Origin of the sequence: Litoreibacter ponti (assembly GCF_003054285.1) — a bacterium.
GTDB classification, from domain to species: Bacteria; Pseudomonadota; Alphaproteobacteria; order Rhodobacterales; family Rhodobacteraceae; genus Litoreibacter; species Litoreibacter ponti.
The window spans coordinates 1387012-1404378 of record NZ_QBKS01000001.1; the positions used below are offsets into that span (position 1 = coordinate 1387012).

The window sequence follows — 17367 nt, forward strand, 5'->3', positions numbered from 1 at the left end:
CACGCCCCCGTCAGTTTCCGTGAACAAAACGTCAGGCACAGATGCGCAAGTGAAGTGCGCGGATGTGTCTAGGAACAAAGCCGCAAACCCGTTAGTTATATAGCTGTACTCCACTGCACAGCAGGGAGGCAGGCAGGGCCGCTTATGGTCAGCCATGGGCGGCCCTGTTTCTGTCTGGCGGGCGCGTTCTCTTCGAGAGACGCGTCCGCCGAGACCAAACTCTCACAAGACTTCCGTTCGTTCCCCATCCAGTATCTCTGCGATCGGATCAGGCAGGCGGAGCCCATCGCGCACCTCCGTATCCAGCTCGCCCTCCATCCGGGCGATCTCTGGCAGACGCGCGATCACCGCATCCAATTGCGCGAAGGGCACGACCACGACCCCATCGCTGTCCGCCACCACCATGTCGCCGGTCTCGACCGGTTGGCCGCCCACCACAACACGCACGCCGATCTGGCCCGGCCCCGTGGCAAAGGGCGAGCCGGGGTTCAGCCCGGTACACCAGACCGGCAGACCGACTTCGACAATACCCGCCAGATCGCGCACGGGCCCGTCCGTGACCAAGGCCGCCGCGCCTGAGTTGCGCGCCATGCCGCATACCCGGTCCCCCGCCGCCGCGCAGCCTTGCCATCCTTGGGCGGAGGCGATCAGGACATCACCCTCCTGAATGGACCGCAAGGCACCCAGGGTCGCCAACAAGTCTGAGGGTCGGTTGTCCGCCGTCAAGGCAGGGCCAGCGACCGCAGGCATCTCACTTGTGAGCGGCGCAATCTGGTGCGCCATCGCCCCTGCCCCGCTCATCGCGTCAACGACAAATCCGGTCGGCACGCCTTGGAAGGCCGCGACCTGCGCGGGCGACGGGCGGCGGCCCACATCCGGGCCGATCCTGAGGCTTTTGGGTTCTTCGATCATCGCGCCGCTCCTCCTTATGGGCCTTTCGCAAGACCCGCGGATGCGGCGGCGGCGCTACGCGATTTCTACGGTCTGCGCAGGCGTGGCGTGTTCGCGCCGGGTCAGTTGCAGATAGCATCCACTGGAAGTGAGGGACTTTTCAAGGTGCAGATTGGATTGCTCGGCGGCGGCCTCCATCAGCTGCTCGCCCAGGGCTTCCGCATCGGTCTGCTGTTCGCGTCGCCCGTCACAGCCCACACCATTGTCCATGCAGACCAGACGGCGCAGCCCGTGCTCGTCGAGGCGGGCCATCACATGCACGATCCCGCCGCGGCCTTCAGGGAAGCCGTGTTTGAGCGAGTTGGCGACGAATTCCGACACGACCGAGCCGACCGCCGCGGCCTGCCCACTTTCGACCATGCCTTCGTCGCTGTCGACTGTCAGGTAGACGCCCGCTTGGCATTCTTCGCGCAAATGCGCCACGACCCGCTCAAGGAAGCGCTGGAACGGCACGCGTTCCTCTTGGGACGTGCTGTGAAGTTCCCGGTGCAGGCTCGCGATGGCCGACACCCGCCGCTCGATCGCATCAAACGCTGTCACGGACGCCTCTCCCGTAGAGGCGGTGCGGCGATACAGCCGCACCAGTGACGCAACCATGGTCAGCGAGTTCTTCACCCGATGATCCATCTCCCGGCGCAAAACATCGGCCAGATAGAGGCTCTTTCGCAGCTCCATCTGTGCCATCACCTGACGCGCGAGCACCTCCAGCGTCTTGCGCTGCAGGCTGTTCAACTCGCGCGGCTTGGTATCGATCACACACAGGGTGCCCAGTGGCATCCCCGTGGCGGTGATCAGCGGCACTCCCGCGTAGAACCTCATTTCGGTCTCATCGTGGCACAGACGATTGGCGAATGTGCGCGGATCATCGAGCGTATCGGGTATCTCGCACAGGCCTTCATCCAGAATGGCATGGGAGCAGACGGACTCGGACAAGGGGGTCGACGAGATCGAAACGCCAGTTTTCGCGGCGAACCACTGCTCGTGCTCTTCGACAAGGCTCATAAGCGCAATCGGCGTCTCGCAGATCTGCGCTGCAAGGTTCACCAGCTCGTTATAAACCTCACCCGGGATCGTCTCCCGAGTGCCATACCCTCGGAGGCTCTCCAAACGTGTGGCCTCCTGTGGATGTTTATTCGCTAACATAGTGACGACCTAGCTCTCGCGCGCAAACGCTTGTGAATCAGACGTCTCTCCCTTTGGGGAAGGATAGCGCATAACCACGAATCAGCAACTTATATTCCAGAAGTGGGCGCTTAGCCCTCCAAACACCAGCGCATTATCGCCTTCTGCGCGTGCAAGCGATTCTCCGCCTCGTCGAAAATGACCGAGTTCGGGCCGTCCATGACCTCGGACGTGGCCTCGTCATCGCGGTGGGCGGGCAGGCAATGCATGAACAGCGCGTCCGGCTTCGCCTGATCCATCAACGCCTTGTTGACCTGATAGCCGCGCAGCTGGTTGTGCCGCCGCTCCCGCGCCGACTGCGGATCATGCATCGACACCCAGGTGTCGGTGACAACCAGATCGGCCCCGTCCACCGCCTTCGCCGGATCACGCTCGATCGTGTAGCGGCCCGCAAGGGCCTCTTCCGGGTCCAGTGGCTCCGGCCCTGAAAAAACCAGATCGAAGTCAAACTGCGTCGCCGCATGGGCGAAGCTGGCGAATACGTTGTTGCCGTCGCCGGTCCAGACCACCTTCTTGCCCGCGATGGGACCGTTATGTTCCTCGAAGGTTAGGATATCGGCCATGATCTGGCAGGGATGCGTGCGGTTTGTCAGCCCGTTGATTACCGGCACGGTCGCGTATTCGGCCATCTCGAGCAGCGTGTCTTCCTCAAACGTGCGCATCATGATCAGGTCCACGTAGCGCGAGAGCACACGCGCCGTGTCGGCAATCGTCTCGCCATGGCCTAGCTGCATGTCGGTGCCCGACAGCACCATGGTCTGCCCGCCCATCTGGCGCACGCCCACATCAAACGAGACACGGGTCCGGGTCGACGGCTTCTCGAAGATCAGCGCGACCATGTGGTCCTTCAACGGCTGCTCGTCGTCCAGCGCGCCCTTGGGCCGCCCGGCGCGGGCATCCTTGACCAGCTTGGCCGTGTCTATGATCCGCCGCAGCTCGCCCGGCTGGGTTTTGTGGATATCCAGAAAATGCTTCATCACGCGGCCTCCAGCGCAGTAGCGGCGCGGTCCAGCCGGGCCACGGCCTCGGCGATGTCATCGTCCGAGATGTTGAGCGCGGGCAGCACCCGCACCACGTTGTCGCCGCCCGGCACGGTCAGCAGATGCTGGGCGTAGCCTGCATTGACCACATCCGCGTTCGGCACCTTGCACTTGATGCCCAGCATCAGCCCCGCACCGCGCACCAGCTCGAAGATGTCGGGGTGCGAGGCCACCAGCCCTTCGAGCTTCTGGCGCATCAGCCCCGCCTTGCGGTTCACCTCGCCCAGGAACGCGTCGTCATTGACCAGGTCCATCACCGCAGAGCCCACGGCGCAGGCCAGCGGATTGCCACCATAGGTCGACCCGTGGGAGCCCGCGCCCATGCCGCTCGCAGCATCTTCCGTGGCCAGACAGGCGCCCAGCGGGAAGCCGTTGCCGATGCCTTTCGCCACTGCCATGATGTCAGGCGTCACGCCCGCCCATTCATGGGCAAACAGCTTGCCCGTACGGCCCACCCCGCATTGAATTTCGTCAAAGACCAGCAGCGCGCCGGTGCTGTCGCACATGTCGCGCAGCCCTTTCAGGCAGGCATCCGGCAGCGGGATGATCCCGCCTTCGCCCTGCACTGGCTCGACGATGACGCCCGCGACGGTGTCGTCCAAAGCGGCCTGAAGCGCGTCGTGATCTCCGGCTTCGAGGTTCACGAACCCCTCAAGCAGCGGGCCGAACCCCTGGGTCAGCTTCTCCGACGCGGCAGCCGAGATATTGGCGATCGAGCGCCCATGGAAGGAGCCCGTGAAGGTGATAATCTTGGTGCGATCTGGCTGGCCCTTCTCGAACCAGTATTTGCGCACCATCTTGATCGCCATCTCCATCGCCTCGTTGCCGGAGTTGGTGAAGAACATGGTGTCCGCGAAGGTCGCGTCGCGCAGCTTCTCGGCCAGCGCCTCTTGCTGGGGCACATGGTACAGGTTCGACGTGTGCCACAGCTTGCCGGCTTGCTCCGCCAGCACCTCCACAAGCTTTGGATGCGCGTGGCCCAGCGCCGTCACCGCGATGCCACCGCCGATGTCCAGATATCGGGTCCCGTCACGGTCAACCAGCCAGCTGCCCTCCCCGCTTTCAAAGCTCATGGGCGCCCGGGAATAGGTCGGCATAACGGCAGGTATCATTGCGTGTGGTCCTTTACGCGTGGGAAATCCGAGTGTTGTGGATGTTCCGGATCAAGTCAATTTGGGAATGGCATGCGCAGCCCGCACAAGGGGGATCGGTCGCTTACGAGAAGCGTCGGCGTCGGCTGGTGGTGTGGACGGCGGTGATCATGCCAGCCCGTCTAAGGCGCGGCCCCGCCCCTGTCTAGAAATTTCTTGCAGTGCCGCCGGTGGGTCAGAATTGCGGGCAAATCAGTTTCTCTGCCATGATCGGCGTGGCGACGGCATGGCGCGAAAGCCACGCACCGGGTCCCTTCGCCCCAAAGCCCTCAGCGCGCGCCCTACTTGCTTGTATCCCGCCGCCATCAGCCCTATTTTCCCCAAGATGATTTTCCGCCGCTCCTTCGGGGGCGGTGTGCCGTTTGAGAGAGGCCGCAAAGATGTCCTGGACCGATGATCGCGTCGAAGTGCTGAAGAAGATGTGGGGCGAGGGCAAATCCGCCTCCCAGATCGCCAAGGAGCTGGGCGGGGTCACCCGCAACGCGGTGATCGGCAAAGTACATCGCCTCGGCCTGTCGAACCGCTCCGGCGGGGCCTCGCCCGCGAAGTCTGCACCCGCCGCCAAGGCCAAGCCCGCCGCCAAGCCAAGGGTCGCGGAGAAGCCCAAGACGGCGGAGCCCGAGGCCAAGCCCGCAACCTCCGTGCCCGCCAACAAGCCCATCGGACGCCCAAAGCTGGTGGTGACCGCAGGCCAGCCCTTGCCCCCGCAGCCCTCCGCCAACGAGATCAGCCCAGAGGCGCTCGCCTCCGTGCGCGAGGTCGAAAAGAAGGCCAAGCGCCTCTCCGTCATGGAGCTGACGGAGAAGACCTGCAAATGGCCCGTGGGCGACCCGGCGACGGATGATTTCTGGTTCTGCGGCCTGCCGGCACAGGCCGGGAAGCCCTATTGCGAGGCCCATGTCGGCGTCGCCTTCCAGCCCATGTCGTCCCGCCGCGACCGCCGCCGTTAGGTTGATCCGACCGCGCACAGTCTGTGCTGAACCCAAGCAAAACCCTGCCTTGATCTGAGAAGCTCAGAATCCAGCTCACTCCAGTCCCGTGAACGCCCCGTCTCAAGGGCCGTTACGCAGACCACATGATGTCAAGACTCTTGGGCCGCCGAGACCCGTCGCTACGACGTCAGTTCCCGCCCAACAGCCCCCGCAACGCATCGCGGGCTTTGTTCTCAAGCCCTTCCTTCAGCGCGTCCTCGACGCTCTGGCCGTCCCGCCGCTCGACGCCAAGCTCCTCGCGCAGTTTCTCCTGCACCTTGGCTTCGGCGGCGGCCTTCAGCTCCGCCTCCTTGGCCTTGGCCTGTGCTTTCAACTTCTCTTTCTCGGCCTCCAGCAGCGGGTCCACCAGCGCCTTGAGGTCGGGGCGGAAGCGGATGTTCGACCACGGCCCTTCGATGATCACCGGCACGCGGATGCCATCGGCCAGCCGCCCCGCCAGCGCCACCGGCTCAACCCGGTAATCTATCGTCTGCCCTCCCAGATCGAGCGAGCCGCGCCCGGTCGCCGTCAGCAACTCCGCCACGAAGTTCAGATCGTCATTCCGCAAGATGCCGCCATCCATCGTGAAGCTCGCGGTGATCGCGTCGAACACGGTCTTCGAGCCCTCACCCTCGAACGACGCGTCCAGATTGCGGATCATCCCCGCGATGTCGAGACCCAGCAGCTCGCCGGACCCCACGGTCATACGCCCCGAGCCGCTCAGCGAGTTCATGATCTCGTTCATCGTGTTGCCGACGCCCAGGAACTTCAGCGACAGCCCGGCATCGCCCACCAGCCGCTCGAACCCGGCAAAGTCGCGCAGTACGCGCTGCATCGCCACGCTGGATGCCTGCAGGTCGCCGCCCACCGACAGCCCGCCGCGGCCATTGACCACGAACTGCCCCGAAACGACACCGTCAAACACACCCACTTCCCCAAGGCTCAGCACCAGCCGCGCGCGGTCCAGATCGCCCGCGATATCCGTGCGCGCCAGCTGGATCGAGCCCAGATCGAGGCTGTTCACTTTCAGCGAGAATTGCCCGTCCACGCCCGACAGGCCGGAGACGTCGATGCGGTTGTCCGACCAGCCGCCCGCGCCCGCATTGGCCGCACCGTCGCCGCTGGTCTCATCGGTGCTCATCGACGAAAAGTCGATATCGCCCCCCGAAAGCCGCGCGGTCACAAGGGGTTTGTCGCCGCCAAGGGCCACGTCCAGATCGCCGGTGAAGCGGTTCTGGTCCAGATCAAGCGTCGCGCCGCGCAAGAACACCTTGTTGTCGGGCGTCAGGGTCAACTCACCGGCCGCTGACACCCGCTGTCCCAGGCCCACCGGGATGCGCGGGGCCGTCTGGCCGCCAAGCGCGAACAACGCGGGCTGGTCGGTGATCTGGGCGCTCAGGGTGCCCTTGGCCTGCACCGGGTCCATGCCTGCGCTGCCTTGAAATTTGGCCGAGTTGCCCCCCGCGCTCAGCGCAAGATCGACCCCTTGTACGCCGCCATCCAGAAGCTGCTGCACCCCGTTGATTGTACCGTTGATCGAGACGGGCTGCCCTTTGTAAAGCGCCGAGACCGCCACGACCCCCGCGCCCTTGATATCTGCGAGCTCCAGCGTCGCGTCCAGCGCCGTGATCTGCTCCTGCGTGCCGGAGACGGCGTCGCGGTAGCTGACCGAACCATCGGTGATCTGCGCCAGCGGCAGGGACAGATCGGGCGTGCCACCGCCGCTGTCGTCCTCCTCGGCGCTGCCCAGCTCGGTGATAAAGTCCCAATTCGCCACGCCGTCGCGGTTGCGCTCCAGCCGGATCACCGGGGATTGGATGTCGAAGGCCTCGACCACGATCTCGCCACCGATCAGCGAGGACAGCGTGACCCCCATCTCCATCGAGGCCGCTTCCAGCAGCGGCCCCTGCGTCGACCATTCCGCGTTGGAGATCGCCACGTCTTCCAGAGAGACGCCCAGCCGCGGGAATATCTGTGGGCGCACTTCGCCTGCGATGCTGAGCGCCCGGCCCGTGTTCTCTTCAAACTGCGCTTCCGCAATCCGCGCGATCCGGTCGGACGGGATCAAAAGCAAGGCCCCGACCGCCAGCATGACAAGGGTGACGAGCGTCACGACGATCCTGATAATCCACCGCATCCGGCCTGCTCCTCTGATGGGATTTCCCCCAGCCTAGGCCGCCACACCCGGTTGCACAACTCGTAGGATGGGTGAGTTCACCCATCGACCGACCACCGCAACTGAAACCGCTGCCGCAGCCCGAGGCTGAGCCTGAGGCCGAGGAAGAAAAGTGCAGTGTACCCGAAGACTGTCTTGAGTTGGCTCCAGAATTCGCAAAAGTTGCTTTGCATCTCAAAATCAGTTCAAACTACTTAAATTCTTACACTATAGGCAGAAATTTATGCGTCCAGAATACTTGAAGCAGGGCGAGATCGCCCGCCTTTTTCCTGTTCTTGCAACAACGTCAAAAGAAGGAAGGACAACTTCGATAGTCTTATCTTGTTTATCGCGCGTAGACGAGTTCGGACGCGAGTTACTCGGCTCCCTCGGTGTTCGACTGGGAAAGAGGTCAGCAATTGAGTGCTATACTGAGGTTGTCTTCAAATCGGACCCTACAAAAACGAACGATAGACCTGATGGACTCATCGTTGTGAGAAATGGAACGCGCGAGTGGCGAGCATTGGTGGAAGCCAAAGTCGGGAATTCAACTCTCGGCATCGAACAGGTCGAGAAATATCGCATTATCGCTAAGGAAAACGACTGCGACGCGGTCATCACGATCTCAAACGAGTTCGCATCTGCCCCACAAAACCACCCATTACCTGAAATCCGAAAGAGCAGATCAAAGATACCAGCCTTTCACTGGTCATGGATGTTCATCCTGACAAATGTGGATTTGTTACTCGCGAACGAGGAGATTGCGGATAGCGATCAGGCGCTCTTACTCAACGAACTGAGACGGTTCCTCAGCGATGACAGTGCTGGTGTCAAAGGGTTCGACCGAATGCCTCCTGAGTGGACTGAATTGAACCGCTTGGTCTCTGCAGGTGGAAAAATTCCTGCCAAGTCCTCAGATGCACAGACAGTCATTGAAGCATGGCATCAAGAAACGAAGGACCTGTCCCTAATTCTGACACGGCTTACGGAGACCCACGTTCAGGAGAGGATGCCAAAAAAGCACAAGCTAGACCCTCTCCTTCGTCAGAAAGACGAGCTTGCCAACCTACGCGAAAGCAATTCCCTATTTCTGCTCGTTGATATTCCTGACGCTGCAGCTCCGTTAGAAATATCTGCTGACCTATCAAGAAGGACCGTCGATGTTGGGATGACCCTAAAGGCCCCTGAAGACAGAAAATCCTCGAAGGCACGATTGAATTGGCTACTCAGACAGTTACCCAAACACCTTCCGGAAGGTGTTTCGATCCGTTGCAACTGGCCTGGAAGAAGTGAACCGACCCAATTCGATTGCGCAACTTTACTCGAAAATCCGGATCTCATCGACGATGGGAAAACAGGTCAACAAGTCTTGTCGTTTCATTTGTTTTTCTCGAAACGGCTGGGTGCGCGGTTCACGCAACAGGCCAACTTTATCGCCGATCTAGAAGAAGTCGTACCTCGGTTCTATCGGGATATTGGGCAAAATCTTGTTGCTTGGAGAAAGAGCGCGCCGAAGATCAAAGCCGACAGACATGAAAGCGCCGACGTATCAATTTCAAGCATCTCGGAAGAAGCAGAACAAGACGCTTCTTGATTCCAACCGGAACGCTGTCGACCCGATCAATAATTCGGCGGCAATCAAGAGATCACTAGTGGCAGCGATCCGGTTCACGACCGCTCAGCGCCCCCAGCGTCTCAGCAGCGCAAGGCCAGCGAGCCCGGCCAGCAGCAGCGGCAGCCCGGCGGGCACGGGTACAGGCTGCAGATCATCCTCGACGCGAGGTGCCTGCGCGAAACGCAGACGGTCGATCGCGCCGGAGCCGCCGTTGAAATCGAACGTCAGGCTCTGGACCCGCTCGAACGGGTTCGCGCCATTCTTGTCGAAGCGGAATTTCTTGTACTTGCCATTCTGGCGCACGGTGCGGTTCAGCGAGGCCCCGGTATCCGCCGTGATCGTGACTTTCACATCGTCAAATAGCTCGAAGCCCAGGAAACTCACCGCCGCGTCAAACAGGAAGGTGATCGCGCCGCCCGCGCTACTCGGGTCGGGCAAGCCATCGGCCAGAGCTTTGTCCTCCTGCACCACAAGCACGTTGCCGGGGCTCCGTGCCCCCTTCGTCGTGCCATCCTTCAGGAATGGTGCCGTAAGGTCAGCCTCGTACACGGCATCGTTCGTGTCAAAGGCCCGCGCCGTGCCGTCCCCGCCAGACGCGGAAACACTGGCCCCGATCAGCCCGTCCGTCGACACGGCCCGCGTGACAACCGCTCCGGAGGCCACGTCTTCGAAGGTGATGATCGACGCCTGCGCGCCGCTGGCCGCCAACAAGGCGAGGGAGAGAAGGACGGGTTTCATGTCGCACCGTTAACCATTGATTGAGGTTCCGTAGCCGCGAAAAACGGCATAGTTGTGGCACACGCCCTCAATGATCAGAAAAATCACAGGGAATTTGGCCTTTTTGACGGTGGAGACCACGCACATGTCCCAAAATCCCCCTGACCTGCGCCCTGATCTCGCCCGCGCCACCGTTCCGCGCGACGACACCAACCAGCCCCGGATCGGCATGGTCAGCCTCGGCTGCCCCAAGGCCCTCGTCGACAGCGAGCGCATCCTGACCCGGCTCAGGGCCGAGGGCTACGCGATTTCGCCCGACTACGAGGGCGCCGAAGCCGTGATCGTCAACACCTGCGGCTTCCTCGACAGCGCCAAGGCCGAGAGCCTCGACGCCATCGGCGAGGCGCTGACCGAGAACGGCCGCGTGATCGTCACCGGCTGCCTCGGCGCGGAGGAGGACTACATTCGCGGCACCCATCCCTCCGTTCTGGCCGTCACCGGCCCGCACCAGTACGAGCAGGTGCTCGACGCCGTCCACAAGGCCGTGCCGCCCAGCCCCGATCCGTTCATCGATCTGCTGCCCGCCACCGGCGTAAGCCTGACGCCGCGCCATTACAGCTACCTCAAGATCTCCGAGGGCTGTAACCACAAATGCAAGTTCTGCATCATCCCCGACATGCGCGGCAGGCTCGCCTCCCGCCCGCAAAAGGCGGTGCTCCGCGAGGCCGAGAAGCTGGCAGAGGCCGGCACCCGCGAGCTGCTGATCATCAGCCAGGACACCTCCGCCTATGGCACCGACTGGAAGGACCGCGAGGCCAAGGCGCCGATCCTCGACCTCGCCCGCGCCCTCGGCCAGATCGCCTCGCAAGACGAGCTGTGGGTGCGGCTGCACTACGTCTACCCCTACCCCCATGTGCGCGAGCTGATCCCGCTGATGGCCGATTCCGGCAACGCGGTCCTCCCCTATCTCGACATCCCCTTCCAGCACGCCCACCCGGATGTGCTGCGACGCATGGCCCGCCCCGCCGCGGCCTCCCGCACGCTCGACGAAATCCGCGCCTGGCGCGCGGACTGCCCCGATATCACCCTGCGCTCCACCTTCATCGTCGGCTACCCCGGCGAGACCGAGGCCGAGTTCCAGCACCTGCTCGATTGGCTCGACGAGGCCCAGCTCGACCGCGTCGGATGCTTCCAGTACGAAAACGTCGATGGCGCGCGCTCCAACGCCCTGCCCGACCACGTCGCGGCCGAGGTCAAACAGGACCGCTGGGACCGCTTCATGGAGAAAGCTCAGGCCATATCCGAGGCCAAGCTGGCGGCGAAACTCGGCACCCGGATGACGGTTCTGGTCGACAGCATCGAGGCCGACGGCGCCACCTGCCGCACCACCGCCGACGCCCCAGAGATCGACGGCAACCTGTTCATCGACGAAGGGTTCGAGGGGTTGAAGCCGGGGGATATGGTCGAGGTCGAGGTGGACGAGGCCGGAGAATATGACTTGTGGGGTCGGATGACTTCCTAGGAAACGATCCGGGGGATCGTTTCGGTCATTCGACGGGCGGAGCCCCGGGGGCGAAAGAGAAATGATCCGGGGGATCATTTCCGCGATTAACGGGCGGAGCCCCGGGGCCGTTTTCTTGGAGCCAATGACGGCCTGCCACGCGCCCGTCCTAACACTTGAGAAATTTCGCATTTACGGCGTTTCCGACAAAGCCGACATGTTCCCCAGTCGCCAGATTTGACAGAAATCAATCCTGCGAAACGGGAAATCGCATTCTGTCAGAATGATACCATCAGAGCGTAACGTTTGAATGGGACGGCAAATATCAAATAGCTTCGCTCCTGCGACGTCCGCCAAAACGGCGGCGATGGGTGTTGGTATTGCGTTCTTGATATCAGTTTTTATCGTAACTCTGGTTGATGACGTCCTACTCGCCAATTTCGTTGTGCCTGGAGATACATCTGCTTTGGCACACGACATTGAGGCGAGTCCCAAAATGCTCGTGTTCGCCTCGATCGGTTACCTGGCCGTACTGATACTAGACTCCATCATTGGACTTGGTCTCTATGTTGTTCTCAAACCTGCAAATAGGAGGCTTGCAGCACTGATTGGTGCGCTCCGATTGCTATATGCGGGCGCATTGATGATCGGAGTTTTCGCGCTGCTTTTTCAGATGATCGACGTCTATGATTATGCAGCCATCAAGGACGTGGGCTATATTTTCTTCGCATCCCATATCTTTCTGCTGGGCTATGTGATTTTTGTTTCGGGATATATCCCAAGACTCTTTGGTGTTTTGCTTATTATCGCCTCCCTCACTTACGCAGTCTTCTTCATCGATATCCAATTGCCTGAATACGCCTTGGTACTAATCATGGTGACGATGGCGGTCGCAGAAGGTGCGCTGTTCATATGGCTCTTGAAGAAGAGAAACAGTCTACCTGTGACGTGTCCAAGAGACATAACCGGAACAGCTTAAAGGCGCTCTTGGTTTTTTTTACCAAGTAGTGTCTCGCAGTCGATCACGAGCAGTAAGACCGTTGTTGAAGAACGTTTGCCGAGTTTCCGCCTCACTCCGCACTGCGGACTTCAAACCCGTAGGATGGGTGATCCTCACCCATCCCCCTGCTAACCTTTCCCACCGCACGCTGCGTTAACACTCTCCAAAACGTAGGCTTTGCCAGACCAAAGCCCGACGGAAGTCCGACGCGAAGCCGACAGCGATCCGACCCCGCAAAACCCAACCAAACAAGGCGTTAACCACGCGGCCCGGGCCATGGCCGTTGCCGCGCCCGCATCCCCTGCGCACGGCGCGTTAACCGCCCAGCGAAGACATGCAGAGAGCGGCTACGGCCCCATACCCCACCCCTCGGACCCGTCGGTGCAATTTGCGCCGAATTATGTTATCATTGTCCGTCCTGCCGATCTGTTCGGCCGGGCAGACGTTCCTTGAAAAGTCCTGTGTTATTGAAAGGAAAGCATCATGTATGCTCGAATTACGCCTTACAAAATGAAGCCCGGCAGCAAGGCCGCCGCCATCAAGGTCATGAAGGGATTGAAGAAAAAGATCCTCGCCTTGCCGGGACAGCAGCAGTTCCTGAACGTCATGAACGACGAGACGGGCACGGGCTATGTCGTCTCCACCACCACCCTTTCCGAAGTCTCCGAGGAGACTCAGGCCAAGATCAAGGCCCTCTGGGCGGAGTTCTCTGAATTCCTGGTGGAGCAGCCCCATCCGCAAAGCTTCGAGGTCATCGCAGACTGGGAGCATGCAGCGGCCCACGCCTGAGCCGTCGCACGAAAAGACACTGAAAACAAAAAATGTTTCCCGCCTGTTCGCTCAGGCGGGAGACCCTGCCACGACCCCCGCGATCAGGAACACCCAAGCCAGCCCCGCCGCAACGGCCGTCAGCGCCACCCCCGCGCTCGCGGCGTCCTTGGCGTAGCGGGCAAGGTCGGAACGCTCTGACGAGGTATGGTCCACCGCGGCCTCGATCCCTGTATTCAGCGCCTCCGCAGCCAGCACCAGCACGCCCAAAGCCACGATCAGCGCGCGCCCCTCCGCGCTCAGGGGCAGCACCAAGGCCACCGCCGCTGAACAGGCGTTCATAAAGCTCCAGAAGCGAAAACTCGGCTCACCCCGCCAGATGGCGACAAGCCCCGCCCAGGACCAGATGCAGCGGTTCTTCAGCCGCCGCCACTCCCGGGCGAAAAAGCTCAAAGCTGCGCGTTCACCCGGCGCACGGTCTCGATGCGCGACGCGTTGGGCGGGTGGGTGCCAAGGAAGCGGTCACCGGGATCGGGGATGCGCGTGAAGAACTGCGCCCCGCGGACCGGATTATACCCCGCCCGCTTGGCGATCACGGTGCCCAGCGCATCCGCCTCCAGCTCGTTTTGCTTGGAATAGGCCCGCGCGCCCACGGTGCCGCCGACCCGCTGGCCGGTGTTGACATCAAGCCCGACCGAGGCCGCGATGATGCCGCCGATGATCGCACCGCCCACAGCGGATTGCTGCTGCTGGGCGAGGTGTTTCTCGATGTGATGCGCGGCCTCGTGGCCCATGACAAACGCAATTTCGTCGCGGTTCCGGGCGTCCGCGATCAGCGCGATGGTGAAGCCCAGAATGGGCCGGCCGTTGCGATCAAGCGTCTGGAAGGCATTGGGTGGTTGGTTGGTGCGCTCGTCGACCACGATCTTGAAATCGCAGTTCAGCTCGGGCGCGCGGGCGCGGCATTCGCGCTCGGCCACGGGCTCGACCTGGCGCACGACGGAGCGGAAGTTGGCCACGGCCGTGCGCGACGAGACGCGCGGCGGCTCCGGCGTGGCGGTCTGCGTCGGCGCCGGTTGGGCGGGTTGGGTGTCCGTCGTCTCGACCGTGCAGGCGCCAAGGGCGGCTGCGGCGATCACGGGCAACAGAATGCGCATGCTCGAAACCTCTTGTTGTTCGGCCTCGAATGTAGCGCCGCGCCGCGCGCGCGCCAAGCCCCGCACACGCGCAATTGCATTTTGGCGCGGCCCCGCCCTACGGTGGGCCAAAGCAAGGGAGCCGCCATGTTCACTATCGAGCACGAGTTCGACGCCACCGTCATCACCCTGATCGACGAGGGGGGCAGCCATCTGCAGGGCGATGTCACGATCAACGCGTTCGAGGATTGCGTCACGCTGGAACAGCTCGACCCCCATACCGACCGGGTGCACAAGATCACGCTCTCGCTGCGCCAGGCCCATGACATCGCCGCGGCGCTGAACCTGCCCGAAGGCAGCTACCGGCTGGAGCGGCCCGCGTGATGCGCACGGGCTTCTTCTTTGACGAGAAATGCTTTTGGCACACCGGCGGGAACTACGCGCTGACCTTGCCCGTGGGCGGCTTCGTGCAACCCATGGCCAACGGCTTCCCCGACAGCCCGGAGAGCAAGCGTCGGCTGAAAGCTCTGCTCGATGTGTCCGGGCTTGGCGCGCAATTGCAGATGCGCGGCGCCGAGGCCGCGACATGGCAGGATCTCGCGCGGGTGCATCCCGAGAGTTACTTGCACAAATTCAAGGAGATGTCGGATACGGGCGGCGGCGAGATCGGCCTGCGTACACCGTTTGCACAAGGCGGTTTCGAGATCGCCGCGCAGTCGGCAGGCCTGACCAAACACGCGCTGTTTTCGGTGCTCGACGGCACGCTCGACAATGCCTACGCGCTCTCGCGCCCGCCGGGACATCACTGCATGCCGGACTTTCCCAACGGCTTTTGCCTGTTCGCAAACATCGCCATCGCGGTGGAGGCCGCCCTTGCGGATGGGCTGACCGACCGGGTCGCCGTGCTTGACTGGGACGTGCACCACGGCAACGGGACCGAGGCGGTGTTCTACGACCGCGACGACGTGCTGACGATCTCGCTGCATCAGGAACGCAACTACCCGCTCGACACCGGTGACGCCGAGGATCGCGGAGTCGGCGCGGGCGAGGGCTACAACATGAATATCCCCCTGCCCCCCGGCGGCGGTCACGCGCTTTACCTCGAAGCGATGGAGCGGCTCGTCATCCCCGCGCTGGAGGAGTTCCGCCCCGACGTCATTATCGTGGCCTGCGGGTTTGATGCGGCCGCGGTCGATCCGCTCAGCCGAATGTTGGCCACCGCAGAGACCTTCCGTGCGATGACCGCGCAAGTGATGGAGATTGCCGCTGATCTGTGCGACGGGCGCGTGATGCTTTCACACGAGGGGGGATATTCCGAAGTGTACGTGCCGTTTTGCGGCCACCACGTCATGCAGCAGCTCTCCGGCAGCGAGATCGAGGTGCCGGACCCGCTCGCGGAGGTGTTCGCGCAGCGCCAGCCCTCCGATCGGCTCGCCGCGATGCACAGCAGCTTCATCACTGATCTCGAGCAGTTTTTCTTCTAGGTCCTGCGCCGTTCCGTTCACAAAATCGTGGTCAGGTCTGGCCAGCGCACGGCCTGAAAAAGTGCCCTTGCCCTCACTTTGCGGCTCTCGTTCAAATCATCGCGGCTCAGGTTCAAGGCACCGGGCGCGGGCATCCCTAGATTGGGGTCATCAAGCGGCGCAGACAGCACCGCGCATAGACCAAACTAGGAGTACACATGATGAAACGCTTTTCCCTGATGGCCGCCGCAGGCCTGGCCCTGCTGGCCGCCCCGGCACTTGCCGATGAAAGCCCGGCCGAAATCTTTGGCGCGCAAGGTGCAGGTGCGATCGCCTCTCCCGCGGCGATGGACAAGGCCATGGCTAATTTCGAGAACGAAAGCCCCGCGGAGCGCACGATGCGCCCGGAAGAGTTCCCGACCCGTGGCATCTCGATCGGTGACCGCCAGCTGGCCGCGGCCTTGGGCGTAGACGCGCAAGACTTCACCAGCGCCGAGCTGTCGAAGATGTATATCGGCAAGTACGACTGATCCCCGAATGGCGGGGCGGCGCCTTCCCCCTCATGGGCTGTCCCGGCCCAATGGCTGCCCCGCCGCTGATGCGCCCCGGCCTGAACTCCCAAGCAGGCCGGGGCGTTATTTTGTTCTGAAGATGAATGTGCGTTACTGCGCCCCAACCCGCGCGCGATAGGCTGTGGGCGAGCATCCGTGGGCCTTCTTGAAGGTCCGCGACAGGTGCGCCTGGTCGGCAAAGCCGCAGCGCGCCGCGATTTCCGCCAGAGAGCCGGTGTCACTGGCCACAAACCGGGCCGCGGCCTCGACCCGCATCTGGTTCACGAACCGCATCGGGGTCTGGCCCACCTTCAGCTTGAACTTGCGCGCGAACGCGGCCTCGCTCATGCCCAGCTCTTCGGCCATCATGGCCGGGGTCAGCTTGCTCTCCAGCCGCGCCTCGATGAATTCCACAAGCCGCGCATAATGCTGCACGCCGAATTCTGGCCCAAAGCTCGCCTGGACTTGCTGGCGCTTACCGTAGCGACGCACCAGAAGGACAAGAAAGACCCGCGCGAGCGCGTCAAAGACCACATCCGCGCCGATATCGCCGGCCACCAGCGTCGCCCGCATCCGGTCCGCGGCGCTGCGCAGATCCGGATCGTGGATCACCATCCGCCCCTCCAGATCGGAGCCGGTCAGCAGCACTTTCAGCTCGGTCTCCGTGAACCGGCGAAACGCCTCTGGCTGGATATGGATCAAGATCACCTGCGCCGGGTCCAGCCAGGTCCAGCCTGTCAGGGCACCGACATGGGCCAAGGCAATATCGCCGCTGTTGAGCGTCAGCCGTTCGACCTGGCCGTCGACCTCCGAGATGACGCGGATCGGGCAGTCCTGCACGGGAATGATCATCGTATAGTCGTGGCCGATCTCTGCCGGAACGCCGCCCGGCCCGGCGTCGCAATATTCCAGGCGCAAAACGCCATCGAGGCTCGTGCGCGCAAGGACCGGCTCCGGCGCCTTGAGCGGCAGCATCGGAAGCCCCGCAGAGGCGCGCGGGCCAACCCGTTCGAACAGGCGACGGTCATTGAGACGGGGCTGAAATCCCATGGGACGTGGCGCTCACATCTAAACTAAACTGAATAGTTCAATTATGGCCGGAATTGTCCTTTGGTCAACCGCACAGATGCACATAGTTTGTGCAAGGGCAGAAAATTGCTCTGCGG

Annotated in this window: 17 protein-coding genes; 8 read left to right on the forward strand and 9 right to left on the reverse strand. The window is 62.4% G+C overall.

Annotation, left to right across the window (positions count from 1 at the left end; translation table 11 throughout):
* Positions 1-222: 222 nt before the first annotated feature.
* The 4 genes from C8N43_RS06985 to C8N43_RS07000 form a co-directional block, all read right to left on the reverse strand.
* Positions 223-912 carry an RraA family protein gene (locus C8N43_RS06985; protein WP_107844911.1) on the reverse strand — a complete coding sequence of 230 codons (690 nt, stop codon included), beginning with the start codon at positions 910-912 and terminating at the stop codon, positions 223-225.
* A 54-nt stretch (positions 913-966) separates the two neighbouring features.
* A complete protein-coding gene (locus tag C8N43_RS06990; RefSeq protein WP_158269935.1) occupies positions 967-2058 on the reverse strand; it encodes a histidine kinase dimerization/phosphoacceptor domain -containing protein in 1092 nt (363 codons plus the stop codon).
* A 146-nt stretch (positions 2059-2204) separates the two neighbouring features.
* The gene (gene argF / locus C8N43_RS06995) at positions 2205-3110 is read right to left on the reverse strand and encodes an ornithine carbamoyltransferase (protein ID WP_107844913.1); all 906 of its coding nucleotides are present in this window, start codon (positions 3108-3110) and stop codon (positions 2205-2207) included.
* Entirely contained in the window at positions 3110-4285 is a 1176-nt protein-coding gene (locus tag C8N43_RS07000) for an aspartate aminotransferase family protein (RefSeq protein ID WP_107844914.1), read from the reverse strand. The genes argF and C8N43_RS07000 overlap by 1 nt, the downstream gene beginning before the upstream one ends.
* Positions 4286-4704: 419 nt before the next feature.
* Between C8N43_RS07000 and C8N43_RS07005 the strand changes: the two genes are divergently transcribed.
* Positions 4705-5274, forward strand: coding sequence for a GcrA family cell cycle regulator (locus tag C8N43_RS07005; RefSeq protein ID WP_107844915.1), 570 nt, complete (start codon positions 4705-4707; stop codon positions 5272-5274).
* A gap of 169 nt (positions 5275-5443) precedes the next feature.
* On the opposite strand, the gene C8N43_RS07010 is transcribed toward C8N43_RS07005, so the two are convergent.
* Positions 5444-7432: an AsmA family protein gene (locus C8N43_RS07010; RefSeq protein ID WP_107844916.1), complete on the reverse strand. Its 1989-nt coding sequence runs from the start codon at positions 7430-7432 to the stop codon at positions 5444-5446.
* Positions 7433-7976: 544 nt separating this feature from the next.
* Between C8N43_RS07010 and C8N43_RS07015 the strand changes: the two genes are divergently transcribed.
* Positions 7977-9044 carry a hypothetical protein gene (locus tag C8N43_RS07015; RefSeq protein ID WP_245912931.1) on the forward strand — a complete coding sequence of 356 codons (1068 nt, stop codon included), beginning with the start codon at positions 7977-7979 and terminating at the stop codon, positions 9042-9044.
* An 84-nt stretch (positions 9045-9128) separates the two neighbouring features.
* Here the strand turns inward: C8N43_RS07015 and C8N43_RS07020 are convergent, their stop codons facing one another.
* Positions 9129-9803: a VPLPA-CTERM sorting domain-containing protein gene (locus C8N43_RS07020; RefSeq protein ID WP_107844917.1), complete on the reverse strand. Its 675-nt coding sequence runs from the start codon at positions 9801-9803 to the stop codon at positions 9129-9131.
* A gap of 124 nt (positions 9804-9927) precedes the next feature.
* On the opposite strand from C8N43_RS07020, the gene rimO reads away from it, so the two are divergent.
* From rimO to C8N43_RS07035, 3 genes are all read left to right on the forward strand, one after another.
* Positions 9928-11304, forward strand: coding sequence for a 30S ribosomal protein S12 methylthiotransferase RimO (gene rimO, locus C8N43_RS07025; protein WP_107844918.1), 1377 nt, complete (start codon positions 9928-9930; stop codon positions 11302-11304).
* Positions 11305-11593: 289 nt separating this feature from the next.
* Positions 11594-12262: a DUF4386 domain-containing protein gene (locus C8N43_RS07030; protein ID WP_107844919.1), complete on the forward strand. Its 669-nt coding sequence runs from the start codon at positions 11594-11596 to the stop codon at positions 12260-12262.
* A 504-nt stretch (positions 12263-12766) separates the two neighbouring features.
* The gene (locus tag C8N43_RS07035; protein ID WP_146174177.1) at positions 12767-13072 is read left to right on the forward strand and encodes a hypothetical protein; all 306 of its coding nucleotides are present in this window, start codon (positions 12767-12769) and stop codon (positions 13070-13072) included.
* A 51-nt stretch (positions 13073-13123) separates the two neighbouring features.
* Here C8N43_RS07035 and C8N43_RS07040 read toward each other — a convergent pair whose 3' ends face one another.
* Positions 13124-13504 carry a diacylglycerol kinase gene (locus tag C8N43_RS07040; RefSeq protein ID WP_107844921.1) on the reverse strand — a complete coding sequence of 127 codons (381 nt, stop codon included), beginning with the start codon at positions 13502-13504 and terminating at the stop codon, positions 13124-13126.
* Positions 13501-14208 (reverse strand): M48 family metallopeptidase, encoded by a 708-nt coding sequence (locus tag C8N43_RS07045; RefSeq protein WP_107844922.1) that lies wholly within the window; start codon positions 14206-14208, stop codon positions 13501-13503. Before C8N43_RS07045 ends, C8N43_RS07040 begins: the two co-directional genes overlap by 4 nt.
* Before the next feature lie 126 nt (positions 14209-14334).
* Here C8N43_RS07045 and C8N43_RS07050 point away from each other — a divergent pair, with 126 nt between their 5' ends.
* The 3 genes from C8N43_RS07050 (at position 14335) to C8N43_RS07060 (ending at position 16180) form a co-directional block, all read left to right on the forward strand.
* Positions 14335-14571, forward strand: a complete 237-nt coding sequence (locus tag C8N43_RS07050; protein ID WP_107844923.1) for a hypothetical protein — start codon at positions 14335-14337, stop codon at positions 14569-14571.
* Positions 14571-15671, forward strand: a complete 1101-nt coding sequence (locus tag C8N43_RS07055) for a class II histone deacetylase (RefSeq protein WP_107844924.1) — start codon at positions 14571-14573, stop codon at positions 15669-15671. Before C8N43_RS07050 ends, C8N43_RS07055 begins: the two co-directional genes overlap by 1 nt.
* Positions 15672-15871: 200 nt before the next feature.
* On the forward strand, positions 15872-16180 hold the full coding sequence (locus C8N43_RS07060) for a hypothetical protein (protein WP_146174178.1): 309 nt from the start codon (positions 15872-15874) through the stop codon (positions 16178-16180).
* Between the two features lie 132 nt (positions 16181-16312).
* Here the strand turns inward: C8N43_RS07060 and C8N43_RS07065 are convergent, their stop codons facing one another.
* Positions 16313-17251 carry a helix-turn-helix domain-containing protein gene (locus tag C8N43_RS07065; protein ID WP_107844926.1) on the reverse strand — a complete coding sequence of 313 codons (939 nt, stop codon included), beginning with the start codon at positions 17249-17251 and terminating at the stop codon, positions 16313-16315.
* Between the last annotated feature and the right edge of the window lie 116 nt (positions 17252-17367).